This window comes from Xanthomonas hortorum (genome assembly GCF_011305375.1).
Classification (GTDB): domain Bacteria; phylum Pseudomonadota; class Gammaproteobacteria; order Xanthomonadales; family Xanthomonadaceae; genus Xanthomonas; species Xanthomonas hortorum_E.
The window spans coordinates 22,306-47,616 of sequence record NZ_VCME01000015.1 but is presented as its reverse complement, the minus strand read 5'-3'; the positions used below and the strand labels follow the sequence as shown (position 1 = coordinate 47,616).

20 protein-coding genes are annotated in these 25,311 nt (G+C 63.7%); 15 read left to right on the top strand and 5 right to left on the bottom strand.

Going from position 1 to position 25,311, the window contains the following annotated elements:
* Window positions 1–990: 990 nt before the first annotated feature.
* A complete protein-coding gene (locus tag FFY45_RS14025; RefSeq protein WP_176340899.1) occupies window positions 991–3,777 on the bottom strand; it encodes a bifunctional diguanylate cyclase/phosphodiesterase in 2,787 nt (928 codons plus the stop codon).
* A gap of 119 nt (window positions 3,778–3,896) precedes the next feature.
* Between FFY45_RS14025 and FFY45_RS14020 the strand changes: the two genes are divergently transcribed.
* Window positions 3,897–6,029, top strand: coding sequence for a sensor histidine kinase (locus FFY45_RS14020; RefSeq protein ID WP_176340898.1), 2,133 nt, complete (start codon window positions 3,897–3,899; stop codon window positions 6,027–6,029).
* 3 nt (window positions 6,030–6,032) lie between these two features.
* Complete coding sequence (locus FFY45_RS14015; protein ID WP_006450200.1) at window positions 6,033–7,754, top strand: EAL domain-containing protein; 1,722 nt, start codon at window positions 6,033–6,035, stop codon at window positions 7,752–7,754.
* 141 nt (window positions 7,755–7,895) lie between these two features.
* Here the strand turns inward: FFY45_RS14015 and FFY45_RS14010 are convergent, their stop codons facing one another.
* From FFY45_RS14010 to flgA, 4 genes are all read right to left on the bottom strand, one after another.
* Complete coding sequence (locus FFY45_RS14010) at window positions 7,896–9,131, bottom strand: ATP-binding protein (protein WP_023903966.1); 1,236 nt, start codon at window positions 9,129–9,131, stop codon at window positions 7,896–7,898.
* A 166-nt stretch (window positions 9,132–9,297) separates the two neighbouring features.
* On the bottom strand, window positions 9,298–9,630 hold the full coding sequence (locus tag FFY45_RS14005; protein ID WP_006450202.1) for a flagellar protein FlgN: 333 nt from the start codon (window positions 9,628–9,630) through the stop codon (window positions 9,298–9,300).
* A 15-nt stretch (window positions 9,631–9,645) separates the two neighbouring features.
* Complete coding sequence (gene flgM, locus FFY45_RS14000; RefSeq protein ID WP_006450203.1) at window positions 9,646–9,957, bottom strand: flagellar biosynthesis anti-sigma factor FlgM; 312 nt, start codon at window positions 9,955–9,957, stop codon at window positions 9,646–9,648.
* Between the two features lie 66 nt (window positions 9,958–10,023).
* On the bottom strand, window positions 10,024–10,668 hold the full coding sequence (flgA, locus tag FFY45_RS13995; RefSeq protein WP_006450204.1) for a flagellar basal body P-ring formation chaperone FlgA: 645 nt from the start codon (window positions 10,666–10,668) through the stop codon (window positions 10,024–10,026).
* Window positions 10,669–10,979: 311 nt separating this feature from the next.
* Between flgA and FFY45_RS13990 the strand changes: the two genes are divergently transcribed.
* The 13 genes from FFY45_RS13990 to FFY45_RS13930 all read left to right on the top strand — a co-directional run bounded on the left by FFY45_RS13990 (window position 10,980) and on the right by FFY45_RS13930 (window position 25,071).
* On the top strand, window positions 10,980–11,924 hold the full coding sequence (locus FFY45_RS13990) for a chemotaxis protein (protein ID WP_006450205.1): 945 nt from the start codon (window positions 10,980–10,982) through the stop codon (window positions 11,922–11,924).
* A 336-nt stretch (window positions 11,925–12,260) separates the two neighbouring features.
* Complete coding sequence (gene flgB, locus FFY45_RS13985) at window positions 12,261–12,662, top strand: flagellar basal body rod protein FlgB (protein WP_023903963.1); 402 nt, start codon at window positions 12,261–12,263, stop codon at window positions 12,660–12,662.
* A gap of 3 nt (window positions 12,663–12,665) precedes the next feature.
* A complete protein-coding gene (flgC, locus tag FFY45_RS13980; protein ID WP_023903962.1) occupies window positions 12,666–13,073 on the top strand; it encodes a flagellar basal body rod protein FlgC in 408 nt (135 codons plus the stop codon).
* A gap of 37 nt (window positions 13,074–13,110) precedes the next feature.
* Window positions 13,111–13,776 (top strand): flagellar hook assembly protein FlgD, encoded by a 666-nt coding sequence (locus FFY45_RS13975; RefSeq protein ID WP_023903961.1) that lies wholly within the window; start codon window positions 13,111–13,113, stop codon window positions 13,774–13,776.
* Between the two features lie 31 nt (window positions 13,777–13,807).
* The gene (gene flgE / locus FFY45_RS13970) at window positions 13,808–15,031 is read left to right on the top strand and encodes a flagellar hook protein FlgE (RefSeq protein ID WP_023903960.1); all 1,224 of its coding nucleotides are present in this window, start codon (window positions 13,808–13,810) and stop codon (window positions 15,029–15,031) included.
* 144 nt (window positions 15,032–15,175) lie between these two features.
* Complete coding sequence (flgF, locus tag FFY45_RS13965) at window positions 15,176–15,931, top strand: flagellar basal-body rod protein FlgF (RefSeq protein WP_006450210.1); 756 nt, start codon at window positions 15,176–15,178, stop codon at window positions 15,929–15,931.
* Window positions 15,932–16,623: 692 nt separating this feature from the next.
* Complete coding sequence (gene flgG / locus FFY45_RS13960; RefSeq protein WP_006452262.1) at window positions 16,624–17,409, top strand: flagellar basal-body rod protein FlgG; 786 nt, start codon at window positions 16,624–16,626, stop codon at window positions 17,407–17,409.
* Between the two features lie 38 nt (window positions 17,410–17,447).
* Complete coding sequence (gene flgH / locus FFY45_RS13955) at window positions 17,448–18,140, top strand: flagellar basal body L-ring protein FlgH (RefSeq protein WP_176340897.1); 693 nt, start codon at window positions 17,448–17,450, stop codon at window positions 18,138–18,140.
* Between the two features lie 10 nt (window positions 18,141–18,150).
* On the top strand, window positions 18,151–19,269 hold the full coding sequence (locus FFY45_RS13950; RefSeq protein ID WP_176340896.1) for a flagellar basal body P-ring protein FlgI: 1,119 nt from the start codon (window positions 18,151–18,153) through the stop codon (window positions 19,267–19,269).
* Between the two features lies 1 nt (window position 19,270).
* The gene (gene flgJ, locus FFY45_RS13945; protein WP_006452265.1) at window positions 19,271–20,461 is read left to right on the top strand and encodes a flagellar assembly peptidoglycan hydrolase FlgJ; all 1,191 of its coding nucleotides are present in this window, start codon (window positions 19,271–19,273) and stop codon (window positions 20,459–20,461) included.
* Between the two features lie 11 nt (window positions 20,462–20,472).
* Window positions 20,473–22,347, top strand: a complete 1,875-nt coding sequence (flgK, locus tag FFY45_RS13940) for a flagellar hook-associated protein FlgK (protein WP_176340895.1) — start codon at window positions 20,473–20,475, stop codon at window positions 22,345–22,347.
* Window positions 22,347–23,552, top strand: coding sequence for a flagellar hook-associated protein FlgL (gene flgL / locus FFY45_RS13935; protein WP_115038942.1), 1,206 nt, complete (start codon window positions 22,347–22,349; stop codon window positions 23,550–23,552). The genes flgK and flgL overlap by 1 nt, the downstream gene beginning before the upstream one ends.
* A 319-nt stretch (window positions 23,553–23,871) precedes the next feature.
* The gene (locus tag FFY45_RS13930) at window positions 23,872–25,071 is read left to right on the top strand and encodes a flagellin (protein ID WP_115038939.1); all 1,200 of its coding nucleotides are present in this window, start codon (window positions 23,872–23,874) and stop codon (window positions 25,069–25,071) included.
* Window positions 25,072–25,311 lie beyond the last annotated feature (240 nt).

Here is a 25,311-nt window from a genome sequence, read left to right as displayed (position 1 = left end):
CTTCTGCGACACGACACGACTTGATGCTTCGATCGCTGCGATGTCATGGGAACGATGTGGCACGACACCTCATTGCGCGCGAGTGCGCTTGCGAGATGGGTGCTTGCTCGCGATAAAAAAGCCGTGAGATCTTGGTTTTCTTGGGGGCATTAGACGCTCGCAATGTGTTGTTGCGGAGCGGCTGATCTGCGGCTTGGTTGCAGGGCCTTCGATTGACCAAGCGTTTTTTGCATCTAAGCGCTGCTAGGATTCGACATCTCCGTTTTCTTCACGTTGTTGGAGACTGCGGATAGATCGGTCGTAGAGCGGATGATCTGCGGTTTGGCTGCAGGGCCCTTGCCCGCCCACCATCGCAGGACACGCCGCAAGTACGTCCATGTAGGTTACGCGGCATCCATGCCGCGTAAGGTCCCGCGACGGTGGGCGGGCAAGGACCTGTCGAGATGGTCGGTGTGCATGGTTGCAAGCAATGCACGACGTGCAATGTTCGGATAACGGCTCGTCTGATCAGCATCCCAAGCAAGTCAAGCAAGTCAAGCAAGTCAAGCATCAGGCAGACTTTCAACGAAACAACCTACAAACGTCCTGGTGCGGTGTCCTCACCGATTGCGGGACCGTGTGGCGGCATGGATGCCGCCACCGAGCCTACATGGACGTACTTGCGGCGTGTCCCGCGAGCGGTGAGGGCATCGCGCCCTCGACTGACTCAACTTTTGACCTTAGCCAAACGACGCTATGACTCGATAGCTCGATAGCTCACTTGTAGACCGCTGATTTGCTGCTTTGCGCTGGTGAGGACATCGCACCCTCGACTGACCAGCAGCGGCTCACGAAAACGTAGCGAGCAGTCATCAGGATAGGCGTGGAATGCGCAGGCGAACCGGAATGCATGAGTGGTAGATGCCGATTCCAAGCACCGGCCGCACCCGCCTGACGGCTCCGCAGTAATTTTGTTAGCCGCTCTAAATGCAGGCGATGGAACACACTGCGTCAGTTGGCGACGACCAGACGAGCGCCAAGGCGCATGCCGGCCTCGGCTTCGCGCAGCCACTGCGCCATGTCGCGTGGCGACAAGGGGCGTGAGTAGAAGTAACCCTGGATCTCGTCGCAGCCCTGCAGGCGCAGCAGTGCGTCTTCCTGCACCGTTTCAACACCTTCGGCGACCACCTGCATGCCCAGCGCATGGCCCAGATGCACGATGGCCTGGGTGACTTCAGCGGTGTTGGCGTCGTCGAGCATGCCTTGCACGAAGCTGCGGTCGATCTTCAGGCGCTGCACCGGGAAACGGTTGAGATAGTGCAGATTCGAGAAGCCGGTACCGAAGTCGTCCACCGCCAGCAGCACGCCGTTCTGCTCGAACAGCTCGAAACAGCGGCGCAGCGAATCCGAATCGCGGATCAATGCGGACTCGGTCAGTTCCAGCTCAAGCCGCGACGGCGACCAACCGTTGTCGCGGCAGATTTCCAGCACCCGCTCGGCAAAGCCGCGCTCGCGCAGCTGCACCGCAGACACATTGACCGCGATGCGGCTGAAATTTAGCCCGGCGCGGTCCCAGACCACCGCCTGGCGGCAGGCTTCGCCGATGACCCATTCGCCCAGACGCACGATTTCGCCGCATTCCTCGGCGATCGGAATGAACTCGACCGGGCTGCAGGGACCATGACCAGGACGATTCCAGCGCATCAGCGCTTCGATCGCCGGCGAGGTATCGCCGACCGTGTTGACCAGCGGCTGGTAGACCAGCGTGAATTCTTCGCGCTCGAGCGCGCCCTGCAGCGCGTGCTCCAGCTCCAGGCGGCGCTGCGCACGCAGCAGCACGTCCTGGCTGTAGTAATGGAAGGTGTTGCGGCCGGATTCCTTGGCCGCGTACATCGCCGCATCGGCGGCGCGCAGCAGGCTATCGAAATCCGACAGGCCATCGCCCTGCAGCGCAATCCCGATGCTGGCACCGAGCTTGAGAGTGACGTGGTCCTTGCGCAGCGGCTCGCCCAGCGCGCTGATCAACTTGCGTGCCACGTGGCCGGCATCTTCCGGCTCGCCCAGATCGCGCAGCAGCACGATGAATTCGTCGTCGCTGAAGCGACCGAACAGATCGCTGTTGCGCAAATGCTGATGCAGGCGCGAAGACGCCAGCTTGAGCAGGTTGTCGCCGGTGGCATGGCCGAACGAATCGTTGATGCTCTTGAAGCCATCCAGATCGATCAGCAGCATCGCCAGCACCTGACCGCGCTCATGCGCTTCGCGAATTGCGTTCTCTGCCTGCTCACGCAGCAGAAAGCGATTCGGCAAGCCGGTCAGACGGTCGTAGTGCGCCAGCAGCTCGATGCGCTCGTTGGCTTCGCGTTCGCGGGTGACATCGCGAAATAAAGCGACAAAACGCGGCGGCAGGCCTTCGCGGCGGTCCAGTTCGATCAGAACCTGCACCCACACACGCTGGCCGGAATTGCGATAGAAACACAGCTCCAGCTGCTCGGGCAGGCCGCCATCGGAAATACGCAGCAGCGCCGCTTCGAAGGCGTCGCGCGAATCCTGGGTGTATAGCGACAGCGCCTGCTCCAGGGTGATGTTCTCTTTACGCAGACCGTGAATGCGATAGCACTCCTCGGTCCACTGCATGCGCCGGGTGTCGACCTCGATTTCGCAGCCGCCGATCTTGCCCAGCGCGGAGACGCGGTTGAGCAACTCGGTGCGCCAGCGGATCAGCGCGTCGGTCTGGCGTTGCTCGGTGACGTTCTGCAGCTGGCCGAGCAGGCGCACCATGGTGCCGTCGCCATCGAAGACCGGCTGTGCCCACACCCGCAGATGATGCGGATTGATGCCGGCAAGGCCATTGATTTCCAGCTCGAAATGCATCGGCATGCCTTCGTGCTTGATCTTGCGCCAGGCGCTGCGCAGCTGCGCAATCGAGGGCCGGCCGAGCAGACGCAGGATGTCGCGAATGCTCTGCAGCCGTACCTGGGTCATGCCGAGCTGCTGCAGGAAATCGGGCGAGACCCACAACGCGTCTTTGAGCGTGTCCAAGCTCCAGCTGCCCATGCTGGCAATACGCTGGGCATCTTCGAGCTGAGCCTGCTGCTCGCGCAGCTGCTGCTCGAGCAATTTGTGGTGATGCACGTCGGTATGCGTGCCGACCATGCGCAGCGGGCGGCCGTCGGCGGTCCGCGAGACCACGCGGCCGCGATCGAGGATCCAGCGCCACTGGCCATCGCTCTGACGCAAGCGGAATTCGGCCACATAGGTATCGGTGCGCCCATCCAGGTGCGCCTGTACGGCGGCACTGACCAGCGCGTGGTCGTCGGGGTGAATCAACCCCGACAAGGCGGTGAGATTGTTCGGCAGCGGCTGCTCCAAGTAACCGAGCATGCGGGTCCAGCGCTCCGAGCGGTACACCACGTCGGCAGGAATATCCCAATCCCACAAACCGTGATCGGCGCTATCCAGACCCATTTCCCAACGGCTGGTGCCATCGGCGCCCACCGGCTCGGGAATGCTCAGCGTGAAGGCCATCACCTGGCCGTGTTCGTCGCAGACTGCGCGCAACCAACCTTCCAGACGCCCGCCGCCGGTGCCCGGCAGCACGCAGGCCGCCATGCCGCCGTTATCGGCCACCTGGGCTCGGCTGCTTTCCAGAACTTCGGCATAGGCACCAAGGGTTGCCGGCAATCCAAGCGACTGCGCAACGCGGTTGGCCGCCAGAGGCTGACCATGCGCATCCAACAACACCACCGCTGAGGTCAACGGGTGCTGCAGCATGCTTGCAATGACGCCTGAGTCCACTCTGGAACACTCCGAAGAATCGACCCCTGCCTCGGAGTCGCAATGGATAACGGCCGTTTTGGCGATTAGTTGAGGTGCCTGTTTGCGGCACGACCGAACCGGGCCGAGTTACGGCTAAGATGGCCGCATCGCCCGCTCCAAAGGTCGTTCGCGGACCCATGCCTGATCCCGTTGCCGCGCCCGCGTTTTCGTCCGCCCCCGTCTCCCGACTTCGCCTCGCCGAACGCCTGCAACAGGGTCTGTGGACGCTGACAGGGCTGTATCTGCTGACCGGTGTGGTGTGGCTGCTGCTAGGCAACCGGCTACTGCACCTGGCCGGCGCCGCCATGCCCGAGCGCTGGTCGGATGCGAGCTTTCTGGTGGTGTCGAGCATCGTGATCCATCTGGTGCTACGCCGCTTTGTCGCGCTGATCGTGGAAGAGCACGCCCAACTGGCACAGTCCGAGGCACTGCTGCAGGCCAAGTTCCTGGCGCTGCCCAGCCCGGCCCTGATCTACGACCTGGCCACGCTGCGCATCCTGGATGCCAACCCGGCAGCGCTGGAATTCTTCGGCTGGGAGCGCGACGAGTTTCTGCAGCAGACGTTGCAGGCGATCTGGCCCAATGCCGACGGCGTGCGCCTGGAAGAAATCATCACCCAGATCCGCGCCAAGGGCGACGACACCTGCACCCTGCACGAGGATCTGCTGACCCGCAGCGGCCCGCGCCATGTCGAGATCCGCAGCAATCAGCTGCATCTGGCCAGCGGCCCTGCCCGCCTGGTGGTCACCGTGGACCGCAGCGAGGAGCGCCAGGCGCAGCATCTGCGCGACGAAGCGCTTGAGCGGCTGGAAGAAGCGCAAGGCATCGCGCGGCTGGGCTCGTGGCAGCTGGATCGCGCCACCGGCCTGGGCCGTTATTCGCCGGCGGTCTATCGGTTGCTCGGTCGCAGCGTGCCGATGCATCGCCGCGAACATCGGCTGGAAGAATTGCTGACCGCCTCGGATACCGCCACCCAGGCACGCATCGAACGGATGATCGAAGACATGTGCACTGGTGGGCAGGTGCAGATCGATGTGCTGCTACCGCTCACTGGCGGCGACTCGCAGCCGCGCACTGTGCACCTGCGTGCCGAGAGCGTCACCACGACGAGCGGCGCACGCCATATCCACGGCACGCTGCAGGATGTGAGCGAGCGCGAACAATCGCGGCGCCTGCTGCGCGAGCGCGAGGAACAGTTCCGCGAGCTGGTGCGTGTGCTACCCGATGGTGTGCTGATCCTGGCCGACGAGCACGTGATGTATGCCAATGCGGCAGGCTCGACGCAGTTCGGCTTCCAGGGCGAGACCATTCTGGGTGAACCGTTGCAGACGCTGGTCGGCGAGCACGATCTGCCGATCGTGCGCGAGTATCTGCGCGCAGGCAGCGACCGCAACGAACCGGTGTCCAGCGCACGCGCGATGCGCCGTCGCGATGGCAGCACCTTTTATGCCGGCCTGTCGGCCGGCGATATCCGTTATGGCGGGCGTGGCTGCAAATTGCTGGTGGTGCGCGATCTGAGCGAACCCGAGCGCATGCGCGATGCGCTGGCCGAAAGCAATGCCGAACTGCAGGCGATGGCAAAGCGGTTGTTCTCGTTGCAGGAAGACGAACGCCGCGCGATCTCGCGCGATCTGCACGACGATATCGGCCAGGCGATCACGGCGATGAAGCTATCCGCACATGCCGCGCTGGACGAGCTGGACCCGGCCGCGCGTCGCGAGGATCTGCTCGAGGTGGTGTCGCTGGCCGACAGCACGGTGACCAAGCTGCGCAATCTGTCGATGCTGTTGCGCCCGCCACAACTCGATGCACTGGGTCTGGAAGCGGCGCTGCGCTGGCAGGCTTCGATGTTGTTCCGCGCCTCGCAGGTGCATCTGGAACTGGATATCCAGGCCCTGGACGTACGCCCCGGCAACGAAATCGAACAGGCGTGTTTTCGCATCGCGCAGGAAAGCCTGACCAATGCATTGCGGCATGCCTGCGCAGGCGAAGTGCGCATGAGCCTGCAGACGATCGACAGCCAGAGCTTTCGCCTGGAAGTGAGCGATGACGGCGATGGCTTCGAACCCGAAGGCCCGCGCGGTCTCGGGCTGATCGTGATGCGTGAGCGTGCGCAAACCGTCGGCGGCGCGCTCGCGATAGAATCAGCCCCCGGAGCAGGCACGCGCGTGACGTTGCGCCTGCCCTATCACCCGGTCGGCGAGTCCGTCCACGACGATGGTGGACGTTGAGTCATGTGGAGCCCGGTTATTCCGCCTGGATTGGAAATCGTCAAACCCACCCGCCTGGGTGCAGGCAATCCCGAACTGCTGCATCTGGTGGACGCTGCCGCATCCGGCGGCCCGCCATTGATGGTGTTCCATATCGATATCGATCACTTTGCCTCGATCAACGAGAACATGAGTGCCGAGGTCGGCGATCAGGCGCTGACGCTGGTCGCGCGCCGGCTGCAGGATTTCCTTGGCGCGCGCGGCAAGTTGTGGCGTCACGGCAGCGATGAAATGGTGGTGGTGGCGGTGCGTCGCGAAGACACCCCATTGCCGGAAGATTTCGCCGAAGAGATCCGCCAGCAGCTGGAATTGCCGTTGTCGGTGTTGCCGTACACCTTGTTCATGACCGGCAAGGTCGGCATCAGCCTGTGCCCGGAACACTCGAGCTCGCTGTCGATCCTGCTCGATTACGCCGAGGAAGCCAGCTACCAGGCCGCGCGCGAAGGCGGCAACACGGTGCGGCTGTACACGCGCAACTCGACCACCAGTGCGCATAGCGAAAGCATTATCGCGCGGCAGATCGTGGATGCGATTCCGCATGGCGAGCTGCGTCTGCGCTATCAGCCGCTGGTGAGCGCGCGTGATGGCCGCATCGTGGGCATGGAGGCTTTGCTGCGTTGGCAGTCGCCGACGCTGGGCATGCTGGTGCCGGAGCGTTTCATGCGCACCGCCGAGCGCCTGGGCGTGATCGTGCAGATCGGCGAATGGGTGCTGCAGAACGCGGTGCGCCAGGCGCGTCTGTGGCGCGACCAGGGGTTCGACGACTTCAGCATTGCGGTGAATGTGTCCACGCTGCAGTTGCTGCGCCCGGGCTTCTTCAACGAGGTCATGGGCATGTTGCAGACCGCCGGCGTGCCGGCGCAATTCGTCACGCTGGAGATCAACGAAAGCGCGTTGACCAACAACGTCAACTTCGTCCACGAGACGATGGCCAACCTGCGCAACGAAGGCATTAGCCTGAGTCTGGACAACTTCGGCACCGGCGATTCCAGCCTCAGTGCGCTGGTGCGGTATCCGGTGGATCGACTCAAGATCGATCGCAGCTTCATCAAGAGCGCACCGGCCGGCAGCCGCGAGGCGGCGATTGCGCGCGCGATCATCGCGATGGGCCATCAGCTCGGCATGACGGTGATCGCCAACGGTGTGGAATCGCAGGCGCAGCTGGGCTTTCTGCGTCGCAACGATTGCGACATCTTCCAGGGTTATCTGTTCGGCGAACCGATGTCGGCCGAGTCGGCAGGCATGGCGTTACGTCGCCGCTATCTGCGCCCGGAATCGTTTGCCGAAAGCCGCCCCGACCGCACGCTGTTGTTGCTGGACGACGAAGAAAACGTGCTGCGCTCGCTGGTGCGGTTGTTCCGCCGCGACGGCTACCGGATCCTGGCCGCCGGCAATGTCCGCGATGCCTTCGATCTGCTCGCCACCAACGACGTGCAGGTGATCCTCTCCGACCAGCGCATGAGCGACATGAGCGGCACCGAGTTCCTGGGCCGGGTCAAGATGCTCTACCCCGACACCGTGCGCCTGGTGCTCTCCGGCTACACAGATCTGGCCACCGTGACCGAGGCGATCAACCGCGGCGCGATCTACCGCTTCCTGACCAAGCCCTGGAACGACGACGAACTGCGCGAGCACATTCGTCAGGCCTTCCGCACGCACGATGAGTTGCGGAACGGCCGGGAATAGGGAATAGGGAATGGAGAATCGGTAGAGCAGATCTCTACCGCCTGATTCTCCGCGTGCCAAATCGTGCCTCAAAACCAAAGCACCAGCGCACGCCGCTCTACCGATTCCCTACTCCCGATTCCCCATTCCCAGCGCGAAGCGCTACCGCGGCTGCCGCACCGGCAACACGATGCGGAAACTCGCGCCCTGCCCCGGTGTGCTTTCGACGTCGATCCGGCCGTGGTGCTTGTTGATGATGCCGTAGGAAATCGACAGGCCCAGGCCGGTGCCGCTGCCGACCGGTTTGGTGGTGAAGAACGGGTCGAAGATGCGTTGCATCAAGTCCGGAGCGATGCCGGCGCCGGTGTCCTGGAACTGGATCCAGACCTGCTCGGTGCCATCGGTGCTTTCGCGGCCGGTGGTCACGATAATCGTGCCGCGCTCGACGATCGCCTGGCCGGCGTTGAGCAGCATGTTCATGTAGACCTGATTGAGCTCGGACGGCAGGCATTCCACCAGCGGTAGCTCGGCGTAATTGCGCTCCAGGGTCACCTTGTACTTGAGCTCGTTCCAGATGATGTTGATCGTGGATTCGAGGCCGGCGTGCAGGTCCACCATCTTCCACGACTCGGAACGATCCGAATACGAGAAATCCTTGAGGTCGCGCACGATGCGCGTGACCCGCTCGATGCCTTCGCGCGATTCGGCCATCAACTGCGGCAGATCGCGGCTGATGAAGTCGATATCGGCGCGGTTGCGGATCTCGTCGATTTCGGGGATCAGCGCCTTCGGATCCGGCGCCTGCAGCGCGCGCTCGTAGGCTTCGATCAGCGTGAACAGGCTGCGCAGATATTCCTGCAGGCTGCCCAGGTTGGAGTGCACGTAACCGATCGGATTATTGATTTCGTGCGCCACGCCCGCGGCGAGCTGGCCGATGGAGGCCATCTTTTCCGATTGCAGCAGTTTGTCCTGTGCACCATTCAAACGCAGGTAGGCCTGGCGCAATTCGGCGTGGCGCTGCTGCAGCTCGCGCTCGTAATCCTGCTGGCCTTCGATGTTGTGGAACAACGCCAGAAAATGCCCGACGCCCTGCTCTTCGTTGTAGTACAGATGCGCGATGACCACGCGGTCGCCGACCGGCAGGCTGCCGGTCCAGGTGCCCTTGCTACGCGCCTGATTGAGCGCATCGGACGGCAAGACCTGCGAGATCCGCTCGCCGAGATTGCGGTCGTCGTCGGGGTCTTCCTTGCACAGGCTTTGGCGCGCGATGGCGTTGGCCAGAATCAGCTGCCCGTCTGCGCGGAACAGCAATACGCCCTCGAGCATCTGATCGCCGAAGGCGCGCAGCATGTCCGAAGACGGCAATAAGGTCTGATTGAGAAAAAACTTGGCAGTCACGGGCGGCGGCGGCGTAGAAGACGCGTCAATATACGCCCAACCGCTCACGTGCCGTATTGCGCAAGGCCACGCTCTGACAAGTCGAGCAGATCGCCCGAGCAGATCGAGTGCGTGACGCGTGTGCGCCGGACAGCACGCGCATGCGCTCTATGCAACGTGACTTGGGTTAAGCCACTGCCAGCGAACGCCCGCCGCGCAGTACGCTCGATTGACCCTTGGCGTCATAGGATGGTGCACTCTCGGTGCGGCCCAGGTGACGCAGTGCCCAGTTCACTTCGCGACGCCGGCGTGCCAGCAGCGCGCCGTTGGCGCGATTGGCTTCGGCCAGTTCGCGCAGACGCGCTTCTTCGCCTTCGGGCATTCGCGCTTCCAGCGCGCGCAGTGCCGAGAGCTTGTCTTGCGTATGCCGCATCAACCCATCGATGTCGTTCTCGAGTAATGCCTGGCGTTCGCCGGCCAGCGCGTCGCTGAGACGTTGCAGGAACTCGTTCACGTTCATCCTTTCGGCTGGGGATTAACCCGCCAGTTGCTGATTCAGATCCATCATGCGGCTGGCGATGGCATCCGGGTTGATGGAATAGCTGCCGTTCTGCAACGACTCTTTCACGGCCTGGACGCGACCGGTGTCGATCGCCGAGGACTGCGAAAGCGTGCGCTGCAAGTTCTGCAGGTTGGTGGCCTCGCCGGTCAGCTTGACGCTGTCGGTGGGCGGAAGTGCTGCAATCGGGGACGCGCGGTCTTCACCGGCCGAAGCGATCTTGCTGCTTGTGGCGGCGGTACGAAGGGTGGCGGCGGTCGGTAGATTGCCTTCGATTTTCTGGGTCATGTCAGGAACTCCTCTACAGGTCGTAGGGGATAACGGCATGCCAAAAAAAAACTTTATAGCGAATTTCTATCTCGACACCACAACGGTCCCGCTCGCTTCGACGATCCCCTGCACCACCCGGCGCGAGGACGAGTTTTCCACCGAGACGCGCTCGTTTTCGCCAGCGTCCGACAAGGCGCGACCGCTCATGCGCACTTCCAGACCGCCGTTGCGCGACACCAGCGGCACCGTATCGCCGCGCCGCACCAGCCGCTGCGTCACCAGATCGTTCGACGACAGCAGCGACCCGGCCGGCAGGATGCGCCGGGCGGTCTTGCCCACCGCAGCCACCGGATCGGCCAGTACCGCACCGACAATGCGCGCGGCATCGCGTTTCTCGATACTGATATCGGCCAGCGAGATGGTTTCTCCAGCGCTGATGCCACGGCGCAACACCAGCACGTCCTGATTGCGACGCACCTTGAGCGGCACGAACAGACGCCAGCCGGCCGGCTGCGGGCAGGCCACTTCGACCGTGTTGGTCCCGGTGGGCTGCGCCTGCAGCGCGATCGGGCAGGCCGGCATGCGCAGACCCGGATCGAGCGTGGCCTCGGCCTCGGCATCCGGGCCGACGGTGGCCAGGGCGGCAGCACGGATGGAATCGACAGACTGGTAGCTCTGGGCCCAGGCTGGAGCGGCAGCCAACAGAATGACAAGCAGTAGCAGGCGCATGGGACCAGATCCGGAGGAAGACGGAACAGACAGTGCAAGAGGTGTGCCTGTTTTTGAATCGGGAATCGTGAATGGAGAATGGGTTGGTGGCTGAGCCTTGGTCGGTCTTCGTTACTGATGAGCGATTTGCTTAGTGAACACCGTAAGTACGTCAGCGCACGGCCCCTCGCCTCGGGCTTGCTGCGGAAAGCCCTCCGCTTTTGCGATTCCCTATTCCCGACTCCCGATTCCCGATTCCCGATTCCCGACAGCGCCCCACGCCAACCTTAAAACCGCTCAAGTTTTCCGATGGCGCTGTCGATATCTGCCCCATGACCCACGATCTGCTCAACCGCATCGACCAGCGCACCCGTCTGGCTGGCCACAATCGACTGGCCCTGCTGCTGTTCCGGCTGGGCGGGCGCCAGCTTTTTGGCGTCAACGTCTTCAAGGTGCAGGAAGTGCTGCGCCGCCCGGACCTGTTTCAGGTTCCCGGCCTGCCGACCGAGTTCGCCGGCGTTGCCGATGTGCGCGGGCGCTCGGTGCCGGTGCTGGACTTGGGCCTGGCCATCGGCCACCCGGAGCGCGACACGCTTTCCGAAAACGGCCCTGGCTATCTGGTGGTGGCCGAGTTCAATCGCTCGGTGCAGGGATTTCTGGTCAGCGGCGTGGAGCGCATCGTCAATATTGCGGTGGAAGACATCCATCCGCCGCCGGAACTTGGCGCCGAAGCCACTTATTTGACGGCGGTGACCCGTTTCCAGGGTGAGTTGATCCAGGTGATCGACGTGGAAAGCGTGCTCGCCGACATCGCCAAGGTCAGCAAGGACGTGCAGCTGGATCCATCGCTGCAGCTGGTCGCCTATGACCGCCAGTTCCAGGTGCTGGTGGTGGACGACTCGCGGGTGGCGCGTCAGCAGATCCGCAGCGTGCTCGACCAACTCGGCGTCGCGGCAACCTTGCTGTCTGACGGCCGCCAGGCGCTGGACCATCTCTTGCAGGTGGCAGCGTCAGGCGAGAATCCGGCCGATCGCTATGCGATGGTGATCTCAGACATCGAAATGCCGGCGATGGATGGCTATACGCTGACGACGGAAATCCGGCGCACGCCGGGGCTGCAAGGGCTGTACGTGCTGTTGCACACCTCGTTGTCGGGTGTGTTCAACAACGCCATGGTCGAACAGGTCGGCGCCAATGCCTTCGTGGCCAAGTACAGCGCCCACGAATTGGCCGATTATGTGTTGGCGCGCCTGAAAGTGGTCGCCGAAGCGGCCTGATCAGGCCAATCGGCTGCTGGATCCGAGCCGATAGCAGCAACAAGTCGTCGCGCCGGGCTGCAAAAGGCTCCGCGTCATAGAAGTGCGTCGGTTGCGTCGACGCGCTTTTGAAGTGAGACCCGCTGACGCCAGACCGCGCCTCGGGTAATGCCGAACCTTCGGCTTGGCGCGCTTGATTGAACCAACGTCGTGACGGACACAGGTCCATCGCGTTTCGCGGACGGCCAAAGCGCCGTTCGTCGGCAGCACCGATCATTCTCCGCGTTCTGCGGCCCGTACCACCTCGATTGGCACAAACTTTGCTTTCTCCCTGGTAACACTTCGCGGGAGAGCACCGTGTCCAACTCCATTTCGTCCTTCCTAGGCATCCACGGCGATGCTCTGCCGCTGCGCGAGCAGCGCATGAAGCTCATTGCCAGCAATCTGAGCAATGTGGACACCCCTGGCTACAAGGCCAAGGACATGGACTTCGAGGCCGCGCTGAAATCCGCCGAAGGCGTGCGCGACGGCAGTCTGATGCAGACCACCGACGCCAAGCATTACGAAATCGGCAGCAGCGGCGGGCTCAACCCGTTCCAGATCACCCGCGAATCCGATCAGCCCAGCCTGGACGGCAACACCGTCGATGCCGACGCCGAACGCGCTGCCTACGGCCGCGCCGCGCTGGAATACCGCGCCTCGCTGAGCTTCCTCGAATCCAAGGTGCGCTCGATGCTCACCGCGATCACGGGCCAATAAGTCATGAGCAATCTTCCCATCTTCGATGTGGCCGGCTCTGCGCTGCATGCGCAATCGGTCCGGCTGAGCACGATCGCCTCCAACCTGGCCAATGCGGACTCTGTCGCAGGCTCGGCCGAGGCGACCTACAAGCCGATCGAGCCGATCTTCCAGGCCCAGCAGAACCGCCAGGATCCCAGCCTGACCTCGGTGAACGTCAAGGAGATCACCACCACCAACGCACCGCCGATCCGTCGCTACGAGCCCGGCCATCCGCTGGCCGATGCCGACGGCTACGTGTTCTCGCCCGACGTGGACCCGGTGGCGCAGATGGTCAACATGATCTCGGCCTCGCGCAACTACCAAGCCGGCGTGGAAATGCTCAATACCGCCAAGGAACTGGCGCTCGCGACTCTCACGATGGGTCGCTGACCCTTCTTAGCTGACCTTTACTAACGGACCTTTCCAGATGAGCACGATCGGCAGTGACCTCTATAAAACGCTCGGCCTGAGCACCAGCAGCACCGTCGCCAAGAAGGAAGAAGCGCTCGGCCAGGCCGACTTCCTCAAGTTGATGACCGAGCAGCTGCAGCACCAGGACCCGCTCAAACCGATGGAAAACAGCGCGTTTCTGGGCCAGTTGGCGCAGTTCTCCACCGTGCAGGGCATTGGCGATCTCAATACCAAGGTCAGCAATTTTTCTGCATCGCAAAGCAGCGATCAGGTGCTCAAGGGCGCGGCGCTGGTCGGCCACAACGTGCTGGTGCCATCGGCGCAGGTGTCCATCGACGCCACTAATTCAGCCAAGGGCGTGGTCGCCGCAACAGCGGCCGGCACGGTCAACTTCGAAATCACCGACGCCAACGGCACCTTCGTCAAACAGCTCAGCGTGCCGTCCAGTGCCGCCGGTGAAGTGTCGTTCGCCTGGGACGGCACCGATGCCAACGGCAACCGCATGGCAGCGGGCAAATACGGCGTCACCGCCACCCAGACCGACACCGCCGGTGCCAAAAGCAAACTGGCCACCTACGTGGACGCACCGGTGGACAGCGTCACGATCGGCTCGGACGGCCTGTATCTCAACCTGACCGGGCTAGGCACTTCCCCGCTCGCCAACGTGCTCCGCGTCAGCTGAGCCGGCAACCGACACTTAAAGGACCTCATCCATGGCTTTCAATACCTCGTTGTCCGGCATCAACGCAGCCAATGCCGATCTGAACGTCACATCCAACAACATCGCCAACGTCAACACGACCGGTTTCAAGGAATCGCGTGCCGAGTTTGCCGACATGTTCCAGAGCACCAGCTATGGTCTGTCGCGCAATGCGGTGGGTTCGGGCGTGCGCGTCAGCAATGTGGCGCAGCAGTTTTCGCAGGGCAATATCGACCCGACCGGGCGCAGCCTGGATCTGGCGATCTCCGGCGAAGGCTTCTTCGCCGTGTCCTCCAACGGCGCCAAGATGTACACCCGCGCCGGCAACTTCCAGACCGATGCCAACGGGTATGTGATCAACCCGCAGGGCGCACGCCTGCAGGTGTTCGCGCCCAATCCCAGCGGCAATGGCTTCGACGTGGGCCGTTTGTCGGACCTGCAGTTGCTGACCACCGACAGCCCGCCCAAGTCCACCTCCACGGTCAATCTGGCCTTCACCCTGCCAGGTAATGCCACCGCACCGACGGTCACCCCGTTCAACCCGGCCGACGACAAGACCTATAGCCATTCAACCGGCGGCATCAATGTCTACGATTCGTTGGGCGTCAGCCATGTGCAGACCTCCTACTTCGTCAAGACCGCCAACCCGAACGAATGGCAGGTGCACAACTACGTGGACGGCGCCGCCGTCGGTGCCCCCACCGCGCTGCAGTTCTCCGACACCGGCGCGCTGACCACTCCGGCCAACGGCATCATCGCGATGGACCCGTTCACCCCGAGCACCGGCGCCGGCGTGCTGAACATGCAGCTCAACGTCACTGGCTCCACCCAGTACGGCGAAGCGTTCGCACTGCGCGACACCCGCCAGGACGGTTACGCCAGCGGCAAGCTCAACGAGATCAGCATCGACACCAGCGGCGTGGTGTTCGCGCGCTACTCCAACGGTGCCGACAAGGCGCTGGGCCAGGTCGCGCTGAGCAGCTTCGTCAACCCGCAGGGCCTGCAGTCGCAGGGCAACAACATGTGGGCCGAAAGCTATACCTCCGGCGCCGCCCGCATCGGCGCACCGGACACCTCGGACCTGGGCCAGATCGAATCCGGCTCGCTGGAAGCCTCCACGGTGGATCTGACCGAGCAGCTGGTGAACATGATCGTGGCCCAGCGCAACTTCCAGGCCAACTCGCAGATGATCTCGACCCAGGACCAGGTCACCCAGACGATCATCAATATCCGTTAACGGCTGGGAATCGGGAGTTGGGAATAGGGAATCGTAAGAGCTGGCATTGCGTGTATCGGATGCCGGCCTTGCCCCTTCTCTCCCAGCTTCCTGCAACTCCGCTTTTGCAATTCCCCATTCTCGATTCACGATTCCCGGTGCCCCATGGACAAAGCTCTCTACGTTGCGATGACCGGCGCCCGCGCCTCCCTGCAGGCGCAGGGCACCGTGTCGCACAATCTCGCCAACGTCGATACGGTGGGGTTCAAGGCCGCGTTGGCCAATACCGAGGCGTTCAAGATCCAGGGCAAGGGCTATCCGTCGCGGATCGATGCGCTGCATGTAGACCAGGGCTTCGATCGCAGCCAGGGACATCAACAGGTCACCGGCAATCCGCTGGACGTGTCGCTGCAACAGGACCGCTGGCTGTCGGTGCAGTCGCCAGACGGCAGTGAGGCCTACACCCGCAACGGCGAGTTGGCGCTTACCGCCAATGGTCAGCTGGTCACTGCCAATGGGCATGCGGTGCTGGATGAGGGCGGTGCCCCGATGACGATTCCGCCGCACCAGGCGATGGAAATCGGCAGCGACGGCAGCATCTCGATCATTCCGCAGGGCGAAGGCCCGCAGACCATGGCCATCGTCGGCAAGATGAAGGTCGTCGATGCGCCCGCCGATCGTTTGACGCGGCGCCCGGACGGGCTGATGCGCAACACCAGCACCGACCCGGCGCAGGCGTTCCAGATTGCCACCGGCAAGACCATCAACAGCGGCATGCTGGAAGGCAGCAACGTGGACGCCGCAGGCGCGCTGGTGGAAATGATCCAGCTGCAGCGTCAGTTCGAAATGCAGGTCAAGATCATCAAGAACGGCGACGACAACGCACAATCGGCCAATTCGATGATGCGGCTGAACGGCTAAAAGTTGCTCACTGTGTGGCTTCGCTGCAGGGTCCTTGCCCGCCCACCATTTCAGGACATTGTGCACGACTAAAAGTGCTCACTCTGCGGCTTTGCTGCAGGGCCCTTGCCCGCCCACCATCGCGGGACACGCCGCAAGTACGTCCATGTAGGCTCCTNGCGTAAGGTCCCGCGACGGTGGGCGGGCAAGGACCAGTCGATATGGTCGGTGTGCATGGCTTTCAACAAAGCACCGACTCACTCTCTGGTGCGGTGTCCTCATCGATTGCGGGACCGTGTGGCGGCATGGATGCCGCCACCGAGCCTCCACGGATGGATTTACGGCGTGTCCCGCGAGCGGTGAGGGCACCGCGCCCTCGACCGACCCAGCGTTTGATCTGGCTTCTGACTGCATCCAACAAGATGCAGCCAACGAAACCACTGCGCTCCTCGTCAGCGAGCCCCGCCACGTTCTGTTAGCCGCTCTGATCTGACCGGCAACCGATCTACCGCGCCTGATCTGCCGCGCAGAGTTCTACTGCTTCCGCCTAGCCGCGGCCTACCCGCCGCCAGCCCTGCCCCGCGAAGACCGCCGCGCCCACTCCGCGTGATCCAGCGCACAGCCGGCAAAAATCCGGCGCGGGTTTGGCACAGCACGTGCATATACCCAGCCGTGCCCGGAACACATCCCCGGGTCTAACGAGGAATTGGGTCATGAATCAGGCTTTGTGGGTCGCCAAAACCGGACTGGATGCGCAGCAGACGCGCATGTCGGTCATTTCCAACAACCTGGCCAATACCAATACCACCGGCTTCAAGCGCGATCGTGCTGCGTTCGAAGACCTGTTGTATCAACAGGTGCGTGCGCCGGGCGGTTCCACCTCCGCGCAGACGCAGCTGCCGACCGGCCTGCAACTGGGTACCGGTGTGCGCGTGGTCTCCACCTTCAAGGGCTTCGACCAGGGCAGCCAGCAGCAGACCGGCCGCGCGCTCGACGTGATGGTCAACGGCCGCGGCTTCTTCGAAGTGCAGATGCCCGACGGCACCTCCGCCTACACCCGCGACGGCACCTTCCAGATCAATGCGCAGGGCGAAGTGGTCACCAACAGCGGCTACCCGCTGCAGCCCGGCATCCAGGTGCCCGAAGGCGCGCAGTCGCTGACCATCGGCAACGACGGCACCATCAGCGTGACCCTGGCCGGCCAGGCCGCCGCGCAGGAAATCGGCGCATTGACGCTGACCGACTTCATCAATCCCTCGGGCCTGCAGTCCAAGGGCGAGAACCTGTTCGTCGAAACCACCGCCTCCGGCCCCGCGCAGAACGGCACCCCCGGCCTCAATGGCCTGGGCACCACCGTGCAGGGCGCATTGGAAGGCAGCAACGTCAATACGGTGGAAGAGCTGGTGAGCATGATCGAGACCCAGCGCGCCTACGAAATGAATGCCAAGGCGATCTCCACCACCGACTCGATGCTCGGTTACTTGAACAACAACGTCTGATCGGCTCGCCGGTCGCTGCCCTCTCAGGAATCCACGCCATGTCACGCCTGCCCTCTCTCTCCTCTCTGGGTCTTGCCCTCACCTGCAGCGCGCTGCTGGGTGGCTGCGTGGCAGCCGGCGATGTGCGGCCGTTCGCCGAACTGGCGCCGATCGTGCCGGTGGTCGCGCCGGTGGCGCAGCCCACTGCCGGTGCCATCTATGCCGCCGGCCCGGGCCTGAACTTGTACGGCGACCGCCGTGCGCGCGATGTCGGCGATCTGCTGACCGTGAATCTGGTGGAAAGCACCACCGCCTCGTCCACCGCCAACACCAGCGTCAGCAAGGCCGACACCGTGGACATGAGCACGCCCACGCTGCTCGGCGTGCCGCTCACCGTCAACGGCACCGACGTGTTGCGTAATTCCACCAGCGGCGATCGCAGCTTCGACGGCAAGGGCAACACCGCGCAGAGCAACCGTATGCAGGGCAGCGTGACCGTCACCGTGATGCAGCGCCTGCCCAACGGCAATCTGGTGATCCAGGGGCAGAAAAATCTGCGCCTGACCCAGGGCGACGAGCTGGTGCAGGTGCAAGGCATCGTGCGCGCCGCCGACATCTCCCCGGACAACACCGTGCCCTCCAGCAAGGTGGCCGACGCACGCATCGCCTACGGCGGCCGCGGCGCGATCGCGCAGTCCAATGCGATGGGCTGGCTGAGCCGCTTCTTCAATTCCCGTTTGTCGCCCTACTGAGCCTGCGACCATGAATCTGTCTTCCCTGTCCTTCCGTCTGCTCGCTGCCGCTGTTGCGGTCTGCGCGATCGCCGCGCCGGCCTCGGCCGAGCGCATCAAGGATCTTGCCCAGGTCGGCGGCGTGCGCGGCAACGCGCTGGTCGGTTACGGCCTGGTGGTTGGCCTGGACGGCAGCGGCGACCGCACCAGCCAGGCGCCTTTCACCGTGCAGAGTTTGAAGAACCTGCTCGGCGAGCTGGGCGTCAATGTTCCGGCGAACGTCAACCCGCAGCTGAAAAACGTCGCGGCCGTCGCCATTCATGCCGAATTGCCGCCGTTTGCCAAGCCCGGCCAGCCGATCGACATCACCGTCTCTTCGATCGCCAATGCAGTGTCGCTGCGTGGCGGCTCGCTGCTGATGGCACCGCTGAAAGGCGCCGACGGCCAGGTCTACGCAATGGCCCAGGGCAATCTGGTGGTCGGTGGCTTCGGCGCGCAGGGCAAGGATGGCTCGCGGGTCTCGGTCAACATTCCCAGCGTCGGCCGCATTCCCAACGGCGCCACGGTCGAACGCGCATTGCCGGACGTATTTGCCGGCACCGGCGAGATCACGCTCAACCTGCATCAGAACGACTTCACCACCGTCTCGCGCATGGTCGCGGCGATCGACAACAGCTTCGGCGCCGGCACCGCGCGTGCGGTCGATGGCGTGACCGTTGCAGTGCGCTCGCCCACCGATCCGGGCGCCCGTATCGGCCTGTTGTCGCGGCTGGAAAACGTCGAGCTCTCTCCGGGCGACGCACCGGCCAAGGTGGTGGTCAACGCACGCACCGGCACGGTGGTCATCGGCCAGCTGGTGCGGGTGATGCCGGCGGCGATCGCGCATGGCTCGCTCACCGTGACCATCAGCGAAAACACCAATGTCAGCCAGCCGGGTGCCTTCAGTGGCGGCCGTACGGCGGTGACACCGCAATCGACCATCACGGCCACCTCCGAAGGCAGCCGCATGTTCAAGTTCGAAGGCGGCACCACGCTCGATCAGATCGTGCGCGCAGTCAACGAAGTGGGCGCGGCTCCCGGCGACCTGGTCGCCATTCTCGAAGCTCTGAAGCAGGCTGGCGCGCTGACGGCGGAGCTAGAGGTCATCTGACATGCGTATCGCAGCCTCGCCCATTGATCTCAACCCGAGCACCAAGGCCGATCCGGCAAAGATCGACAAGGTCTCACGTCAGCTCGAAGGCCAGTTCGCGCAGATGCTGGTCAAGAGCATGCGCGATGCGAGCTCCGGCGACCCGATGTTTCCGGGTGAAAACCAGATGTTCCGCGAAATGTACGACCAGCAGATGGCCAAGGCGCTGACCGAAGGCAAGGGGTTGGGTCTGTCGGCGATGATCTCCAAGCAGTTGAGTGGCGACACTGGCGGCCCGGCGTTGAACACCTCGCTGAGCACCGCCGATGCGGCCAAGGCCTACGCCCTGGTGGCCGGCAAGCGCGATGCCTCGTTGCCGCTGCCGGCACGCGATGGCGCGGCAACCAGCGTCGGTGCGAGCCTGGGCGCAGCTGTCGGCACCGCTGCAGGCATCGGCGCAGGCGGCCTGACCGGGATCGGCATGAGCCAGGTGCTGGATCTGATCGCCGGGCGTACCGGCGGTGGCGAGTCCGGCGGCGACGATGCGGCCGCACTGAGCTGGCCGTCGGCCAACGATCGCTGGAGCGATGTGGCTGTCAGCGATGCCGCCGATGCCAGTGCCGCGGTCAATGCGAGCGCGGCCAGCAGCGCCGCCGCCAGCCTGGGCGAGCGCACCCCGGAAGGCTTCGTCGCCAAGATCTGGACGCATGCGCAGAAAGCCGCGCGCGAACTGGGCGTGGACCCGCGTGCGCTTGTTGCGCAGGCGGCACTGGAAACCGGCTGGGGCCGTCGCGGTATCGGCAATGGCGGCGATTCCAACAACCTGTTCGGCATCAAGGCCACCGGCTGGAGCGGCGACAAGGTCACCACCGGCACCCACGAATACGTCAATGGCGTCAAAACCACCGAAACCGCCGATTTCCGTGCCTACGGCTCGGCCGAAGAGAGCTTTGCCGACTACGTGCGGCTGCTGAAGAACAACAGTCGTTACCAATCCGCACTGCAGGCCGGCACCGATATCAAGGGTTTTGCACGCGGCTTGCAACAGGCTGGGTACGCCACCGATCCGGGCTATGCAGCCAAGATCGCAGCGATCGCCAACGGTCCGACCATCGACCGCGCGGTGGCCGCCATCGGCAACGCGGCGGCCGACCTGTCCAACCGCTATGCCAGCACCGCCGAGCCCGCCGGGCTTGGCACCATCCGTCGTTGAGGTAAACGCCCATGTCCATCATGTCCACCGGGACCAGTGCGCTGATCGCCTTCCAACGGGCGTTGTCGACCGTTAGCCATAACGTCGCCAACATCAATACCGAAGGCTACAGCCGCCAACGTGTGGAATTTGCAACGCGCACGCCCACCGACATGGGCTACGCGTTCGTGGGCAATGGCGCCAAGATCACCGACGTGGGCCGGGTGGCCGACCAGTTGGCCATCTCGCGGCTGCTCGACAGCGGCGGCGAGCTCTCGCGCCTGCAGCAGCTGTCCTCGCTGACCAATCGCGTCGACAGCCTGTACTCCAACACCGCCACCAATGTCGCCGGGCTGTGGTCGAACTTCTTCGACTCCACCAGCGCGGTGTCGTCCAATGCCTCCTCCACCGCCGAGCGGCAGAGCATGCTCGACAGCGGCAACTCGCTGGCGACACGCTTCAAGCAACTCAACGGGCAGATGGACAGCCTGAGCAACGAGGTCAACAGCGGGCTGACGTCCTCGGTGGACGAGGTCAATCGCCTGACCCAGCAGATCGCCAAGATCAACGGCACCATCGGCAACAGCGTGGACAACGCCTCGCCGGATCTGCTCGATCAACGCGATGCGCTGGTGTCCAAGCTGGTCGGCTTCACCGGCGGCACGGCGGTGATCCAGGACGGCGGCTTCATGAACGTTTTCACCGCCGGCGGCCAGCCGCTGGTGGTGGGGACCACCTCGGCCAAACTGACCACCGTCCCCGACCCGTATCAGCCGACCAAGCTGCAGGTGGCGTTGCAGACCCAGGGCCAGAACGTCAGCCTCAGCACCAATTCGCTGGGTGGGCAGATGGGCGGCCTGCTGGAATTTCGCAGCAGCGTGCTCGAACCGACCCAGGCAGAACTGGGGCGCCTGGCCGTGGGCATGGCCAGCACCTTTAACGCCGGTCACGCCCAGGGCATGGACCTGTACGGCGCGATGGGCGGCAACTTCTTCAACATCGGCTCGCCGACCACCGCCGCTAATCCCAAGAACACCGGCACTGCGGCGCTGAGCGCCAGTTTCAGCAACATGAGCGCGGTGGACGGGCAGAACGTCACGCTCAGCTTCGACGGTGCCGCGTGGAAGGCCACGCGCGCCGATACCGGCGCCGCCGTGCCGATCACCGGCACCGGCAGCGCGGGCGATCCCCTGGTGCTCAACGGCGTCAGCCTGGTGGTCGGCGGCACCCCGGCCAACGGCGACAAGTTCCTGCTGCAGCCCACCGCAGGGTTGGCCGGCAGCATCTCGGTGGCCATCACCGACCCCTCGCGCATTGCCGCGGCAACGCCGGTCAAGGCCACGGCTACGCTCGCCAATCTGGGCACCGGCAAGATCAGCGACGTCAAGGTCACCAATGCGCAGAACCCCGCGCTGCTGACGCCGTCGTCGGTGGAGTTCATCGACGCCAACCAGTACACCATCGATGGCAACGGCCCGTTTCCCTACACCGCCGGCCAGACCATCAGCGCCAATGGCTGGAGTTTCGCGCTGGATGGCGCGCCCAAGGCCGGCGACACCTTCGGCGTCGGCCCGATGGGCGCCGGCTCCAGCGACAACGGCAACGCCAAATTGCTGGCCAAGGTGGAAGACGCCAAGGCGCTCAACGGCGGCACGGTCACGCTCAATGGCGCGCTGTCCGGCCTGACCACCTCGGTGGGCTCGGCCGCACGTGCGGCCAGTTATTCGGCCGATGCGCAGAAGGTCATCAACGACCAGGCGCAGGCCAGTCGCGATTCGATTTCCGGCGTCAACCTCGACGAGGAAGCCGCCGACATGCTGAAGCTGCAGCAGGCCTATCAGGCCGCCGCACAGATGATCTCCACCGCCGACACCATCTTCCAAGCCATCCTGGGCGCCGTACGCTGATGACCGACCGTATCTCCACCAGCATGATGTACAGCCAGTCGGTGTCGTCGATGACGGCCAAGCAGTCACGGCTGAATCAGATCCAGGCCCAGCTCGCCAGCGGGCAGCGCCTGGTCACCGCCAAGGACGACCCGGTTGCCGCCGGAACCGCCGTCGGCCTGGATCGCGCCCTGGCAGCCATCACCCGCTTCGGCGAAAACGCCAACAACGTGCAGAACCGGCTCGGCCTGCAGGAAAACGCCTTGTCGCAAGCCGGCGACAAAATGGCGCGCGTCACCGAATTGGCGGTGCAGGCTAACAACTCCTCGCTCAGCCCCGACGACCGCAAGGCGATCGCCTCGGAACTGACTGCGCTGCGCGACAGCATGGTGAGTCTGGCCAACAGCACCGACGGCACCGGGCGCTATCTGTTCGGCGGCACCGCCGACGGCAGCGCACCGTTTATCAAGAGCAATGGCGGGGTCGTCTACAACGGCGACCAGACCCAGAAGCAGGTCGAAGTGGCGCCGGACACCTTCGTCAGCGACACCCTGCCCGGCAGCGAAATCTTCATGCGCATCCGCACCGGCGACGGCACCGTGGACGCGCACCCCGCCAACACCAATACCGGCACCGGGCTGCTGCTGGATTTCAGCCGCGACGCCAGCACCGGCAGCTGGAATGGCGGCAGCTACAGCGTGCAGTTCACCGCCGCCAACACCTACGAGGTGCGCGACAGCACCAACGCAGTGGTCAGCACCGGCACCTATAAAGATGGCGAAGACATCACCGCCGCCGGCGTGCGCATGCGCATCAGCGGCGCACCGGCGGTGGGCGACAGTTTCCAGATCGGCGCCTCCACCACCAAGGACGTGTTCTCCACCATCGACGACCTGGTCGGCGCACTCAACTCCGACACCCTGACCCAGCCGCAGAAGGCAGCGATGATCAATACGCTGCAGACCTCCATGCGCGACATCAGCCAGGCCTCGTCGAAGATGATCGATGCACGCGCCTCGGGCGGCGCGCAGTTGTCGGCGATCGATAACGCCAACTCGCTGCTCGAATCCAACGAAGTCACGCTCAAGACCACCCTGTCGTCGATCCGCGATCTGGATTACGCCTCGGCACTTGGGCAGTACGAACTCGAGAAGGCCTCGTTGCAGGCCGCTCAAACGATTTTTCAGCAGATGCAGTCGTCGTCGTTGTTCAACCTGCTCCGCTGATTTTGCAGTAGAAAAACAGGGTTTTCCTTCGCTCCTGCGCGTGAGCAGTGCGCCAGGCAGACGGAGTTTATTTGTAGAAAGTTATACCAGCGCTAAAGATCTGCGGGGTGCTGCCGAATAAACCAAACCCCTTGATACACAACGTTTCCGTATTTCGTCCCGATGCAGAAAAACAGTAAAAAAATACTGGATTTCGCTAAAGGTTCCCGACGCAACGCCGTTATTCATCTCAGCAGCGGCAACGGCCAACTTGATGGCCCCCCTGCGGAGGCTCCGGGCAAGTCCCCCTTGCCGGAAAAATCGCTTAGGAGAAATCAAAATGGCACAGGTAATCAACACCAACGTAATGTCGCTGAACGCTCAGCGTAACCTCAACACCAGCAGCGCGAGCATGTCGACGAGCATCCAGCGTCTGTCCTCGGGTCTGCGCATCAACAGCGCCAAGGACGACGCCGCGGGTTTGGCGATCTCCGAGCGTTTCACCACGCAGATCCGCGGCCTGGACGTTGCCTCGCGCAACGCCAACGACGGTATCTCGCTGGCCCAGACCGCTGAAGGCGCGATGGTCGAAATCGGCAGCAACCTGCAGCGTATCCGCGAGCTGTCGGTGCAGTCGTCCAACGCTACCAACTCGTCCACCGACCGTGACGCGCTGAACTCCGAAGTCAAGCAGCTCACCGCTGAAATCGACCGCGTTGCCAACCAGACCAACTTCAACGGCACCAAGCTGTTGAACGGCGACTTCTCCGGCGCGCTGTTCCAGGTCGGCGCCGACGCCGGCCAGACCATCGGCATCAACAGCATCGTCGACGCCAATGTCGATTCGCTGGGCAAGGCCAACTTCGCTGCCGCCGTCTCCGGCGCTGGCGTGACCGGCACCGCCACCGCTTCGGGTTCGGTCAGCGGCATCAGCCTGTCGTTCAAGGACGCCAGCGGTTCGGCCAAGAGCGTCTCCATCGCTGACGTCAAGGTCGGCGCCGGCGACACCGCAGCCGACGTGAACAAGAAGGTTGCTGCGGCGATCAACGACAAGCTCGACCAGACCGGCATGTATGCCTCGATCAAGTCCGACGGTACGGTGCAGATCGAATCGCTGAAGGCTGGCCAGGACTTCACCTCGCTGTCGGCTGGTACCTCCAGCGCCACCGGCATCACCGTCGGCGCCGGCATCCAGACCGCTTCGGCCGCTTCCGGCTCCACCGCTTCGACCCTGAGCAGCCTGGATATCTCCACGTTCTCCGGTTCGCAGAAGGCCCTGGAAATCGTCGACAAGGCGCTGACCGCGGTCAACTCCTCGCGCGCCGACATGGGTGCGGTGCAGAACCGGTTCACCTCCACCATCGCCAACCTGAGCGCAACCTCGGAAAACCTGTCGGCCTCGCGTAGCCGTATCCGCGACACCGACTATGCCAAGGAAACCGCCGAGCTGACCCGCACGCAGATCCTGCAGCAGGCCGGTACCGCGATGCTGGCGCAGGCCAAGTCGGTTCCGCAGAACGTGCTGAGCCTGCTGCAGTAACTTTTGCAGTAAATCAGCAGCGCTTTGCAGCAAGTCCAAAGCCCCTCCTCGGAGGGGCTTTTTTGTGGCCGCAGATTCGACCCGATGGCGCGGCACGCGGGGTGGCGCGGGTTTCTTGACGCGGCTCGGGCATGAAAATTGCATCACCTCATCCCGTGAGCGAAACGCGTCGCCGCCGCTAAAGTCCCCCCGGATGCGGCCGATACCCGTCTCGTAATCCCATGCGTCCATCTTTTGTGG

Bases quoted from the DNA above. Each gene is read 5' to 3' on its own strand.
- flgA (WP_006450204.1), bottom strand. From the start codon at position 10,668: ATGCGCCTGCTACTGCTTGTCATTCTGTTGGCTGCCGCTCCAGCCTGG.
- flgL (WP_115038942.1), top strand. From the start codon at position 22,347: ATGACCGACCGTATCTCCACCAGCATGATGTACAGCCAGTCGGTGTCG.
- FFY45_RS14005 (WP_006450202.1), bottom strand. From the start codon at position 9,630: ATGAACGTGAACGAGTTCCTGCAACGTCTCAGCGACGCGCTGGCCGGC.
- FFY45_RS14015 (WP_006450200.1), top strand. From the start codon at position 6,033: ATGTGGAGCCCGGTTATTCCGCCTGGATTGGAAATCGTCAAACCCACC.
- FFY45_RS13950 (WP_176340896.1), top strand. From the start codon at position 18,151: ATGAATCTGTCTTCCCTGTCCTTCCGTCTGCTCGCTGCCGCTGTTGCG.
- FFY45_RS14020 (WP_176340898.1), top strand. From the start codon at position 3,897: ATGGCCGCATCGCCCGCTCCAAAGGTCGTTCGCGGACCCATGCCTGAT.
- flgK (WP_176340895.1), top strand. From the start codon at position 20,473: ATGTCCATCATGTCCACCGGGACCAGTGCGCTGATCGCCTTCCAACGG.
- flgH (WP_176340897.1), top strand. From the start codon at position 17,448: ATGTCACGCCTGCCCTCTCTCTCCTCTCTGGGTCTTGCCCTCACCTGC.
- flgG (WP_006452262.1), top strand. From the start codon at position 16,624: ATGAATCAGGCTTTGTGGGTCGCCAAAACCGGACTGGATGCGCAGCAG.
- FFY45_RS13930 (WP_115038939.1), top strand. From the start codon at position 23,872: ATGGCACAGGTAATCAACACCAACGTAATGTCGCTGAACGCTCAGCGT.
- flgC (WP_023903962.1), top strand. From the start codon at position 12,666: ATGAGCAATCTTCCCATCTTCGATGTGGCCGGCTCTGCGCTGCATGCG.
- flgE (WP_023903960.1), top strand. From the start codon at position 13,808: ATGGCTTTCAATACCTCGTTGTCCGGCATCAACGCAGCCAATGCCGAT.
- FFY45_RS13990 (WP_006450205.1), top strand. From the start codon at position 10,980: ATGACCCACGATCTGCTCAACCGCATCGACCAGCGCACCCGTCTGGCT.
- flgF (WP_006450210.1), top strand. From the start codon at position 15,176: ATGGACAAAGCTCTCTACGTTGCGATGACCGGCGCCCGCGCCTCCCTG.
- flgM (WP_006450203.1), bottom strand. From the start codon at position 9,957: ATGACCCAGAAAATCGAAGGCAATCTACCGACCGCCGCCACCCTTCGT.
- FFY45_RS13975 (WP_023903961.1), top strand. From the start codon at position 13,111: ATGAGCACGATCGGCAGTGACCTCTATAAAACGCTCGGCCTGAGCACC.
- flgJ (WP_006452265.1), top strand. From the start codon at position 19,271: ATGCGTATCGCAGCCTCGCCCATTGATCTCAACCCGAGCACCAAGGCC.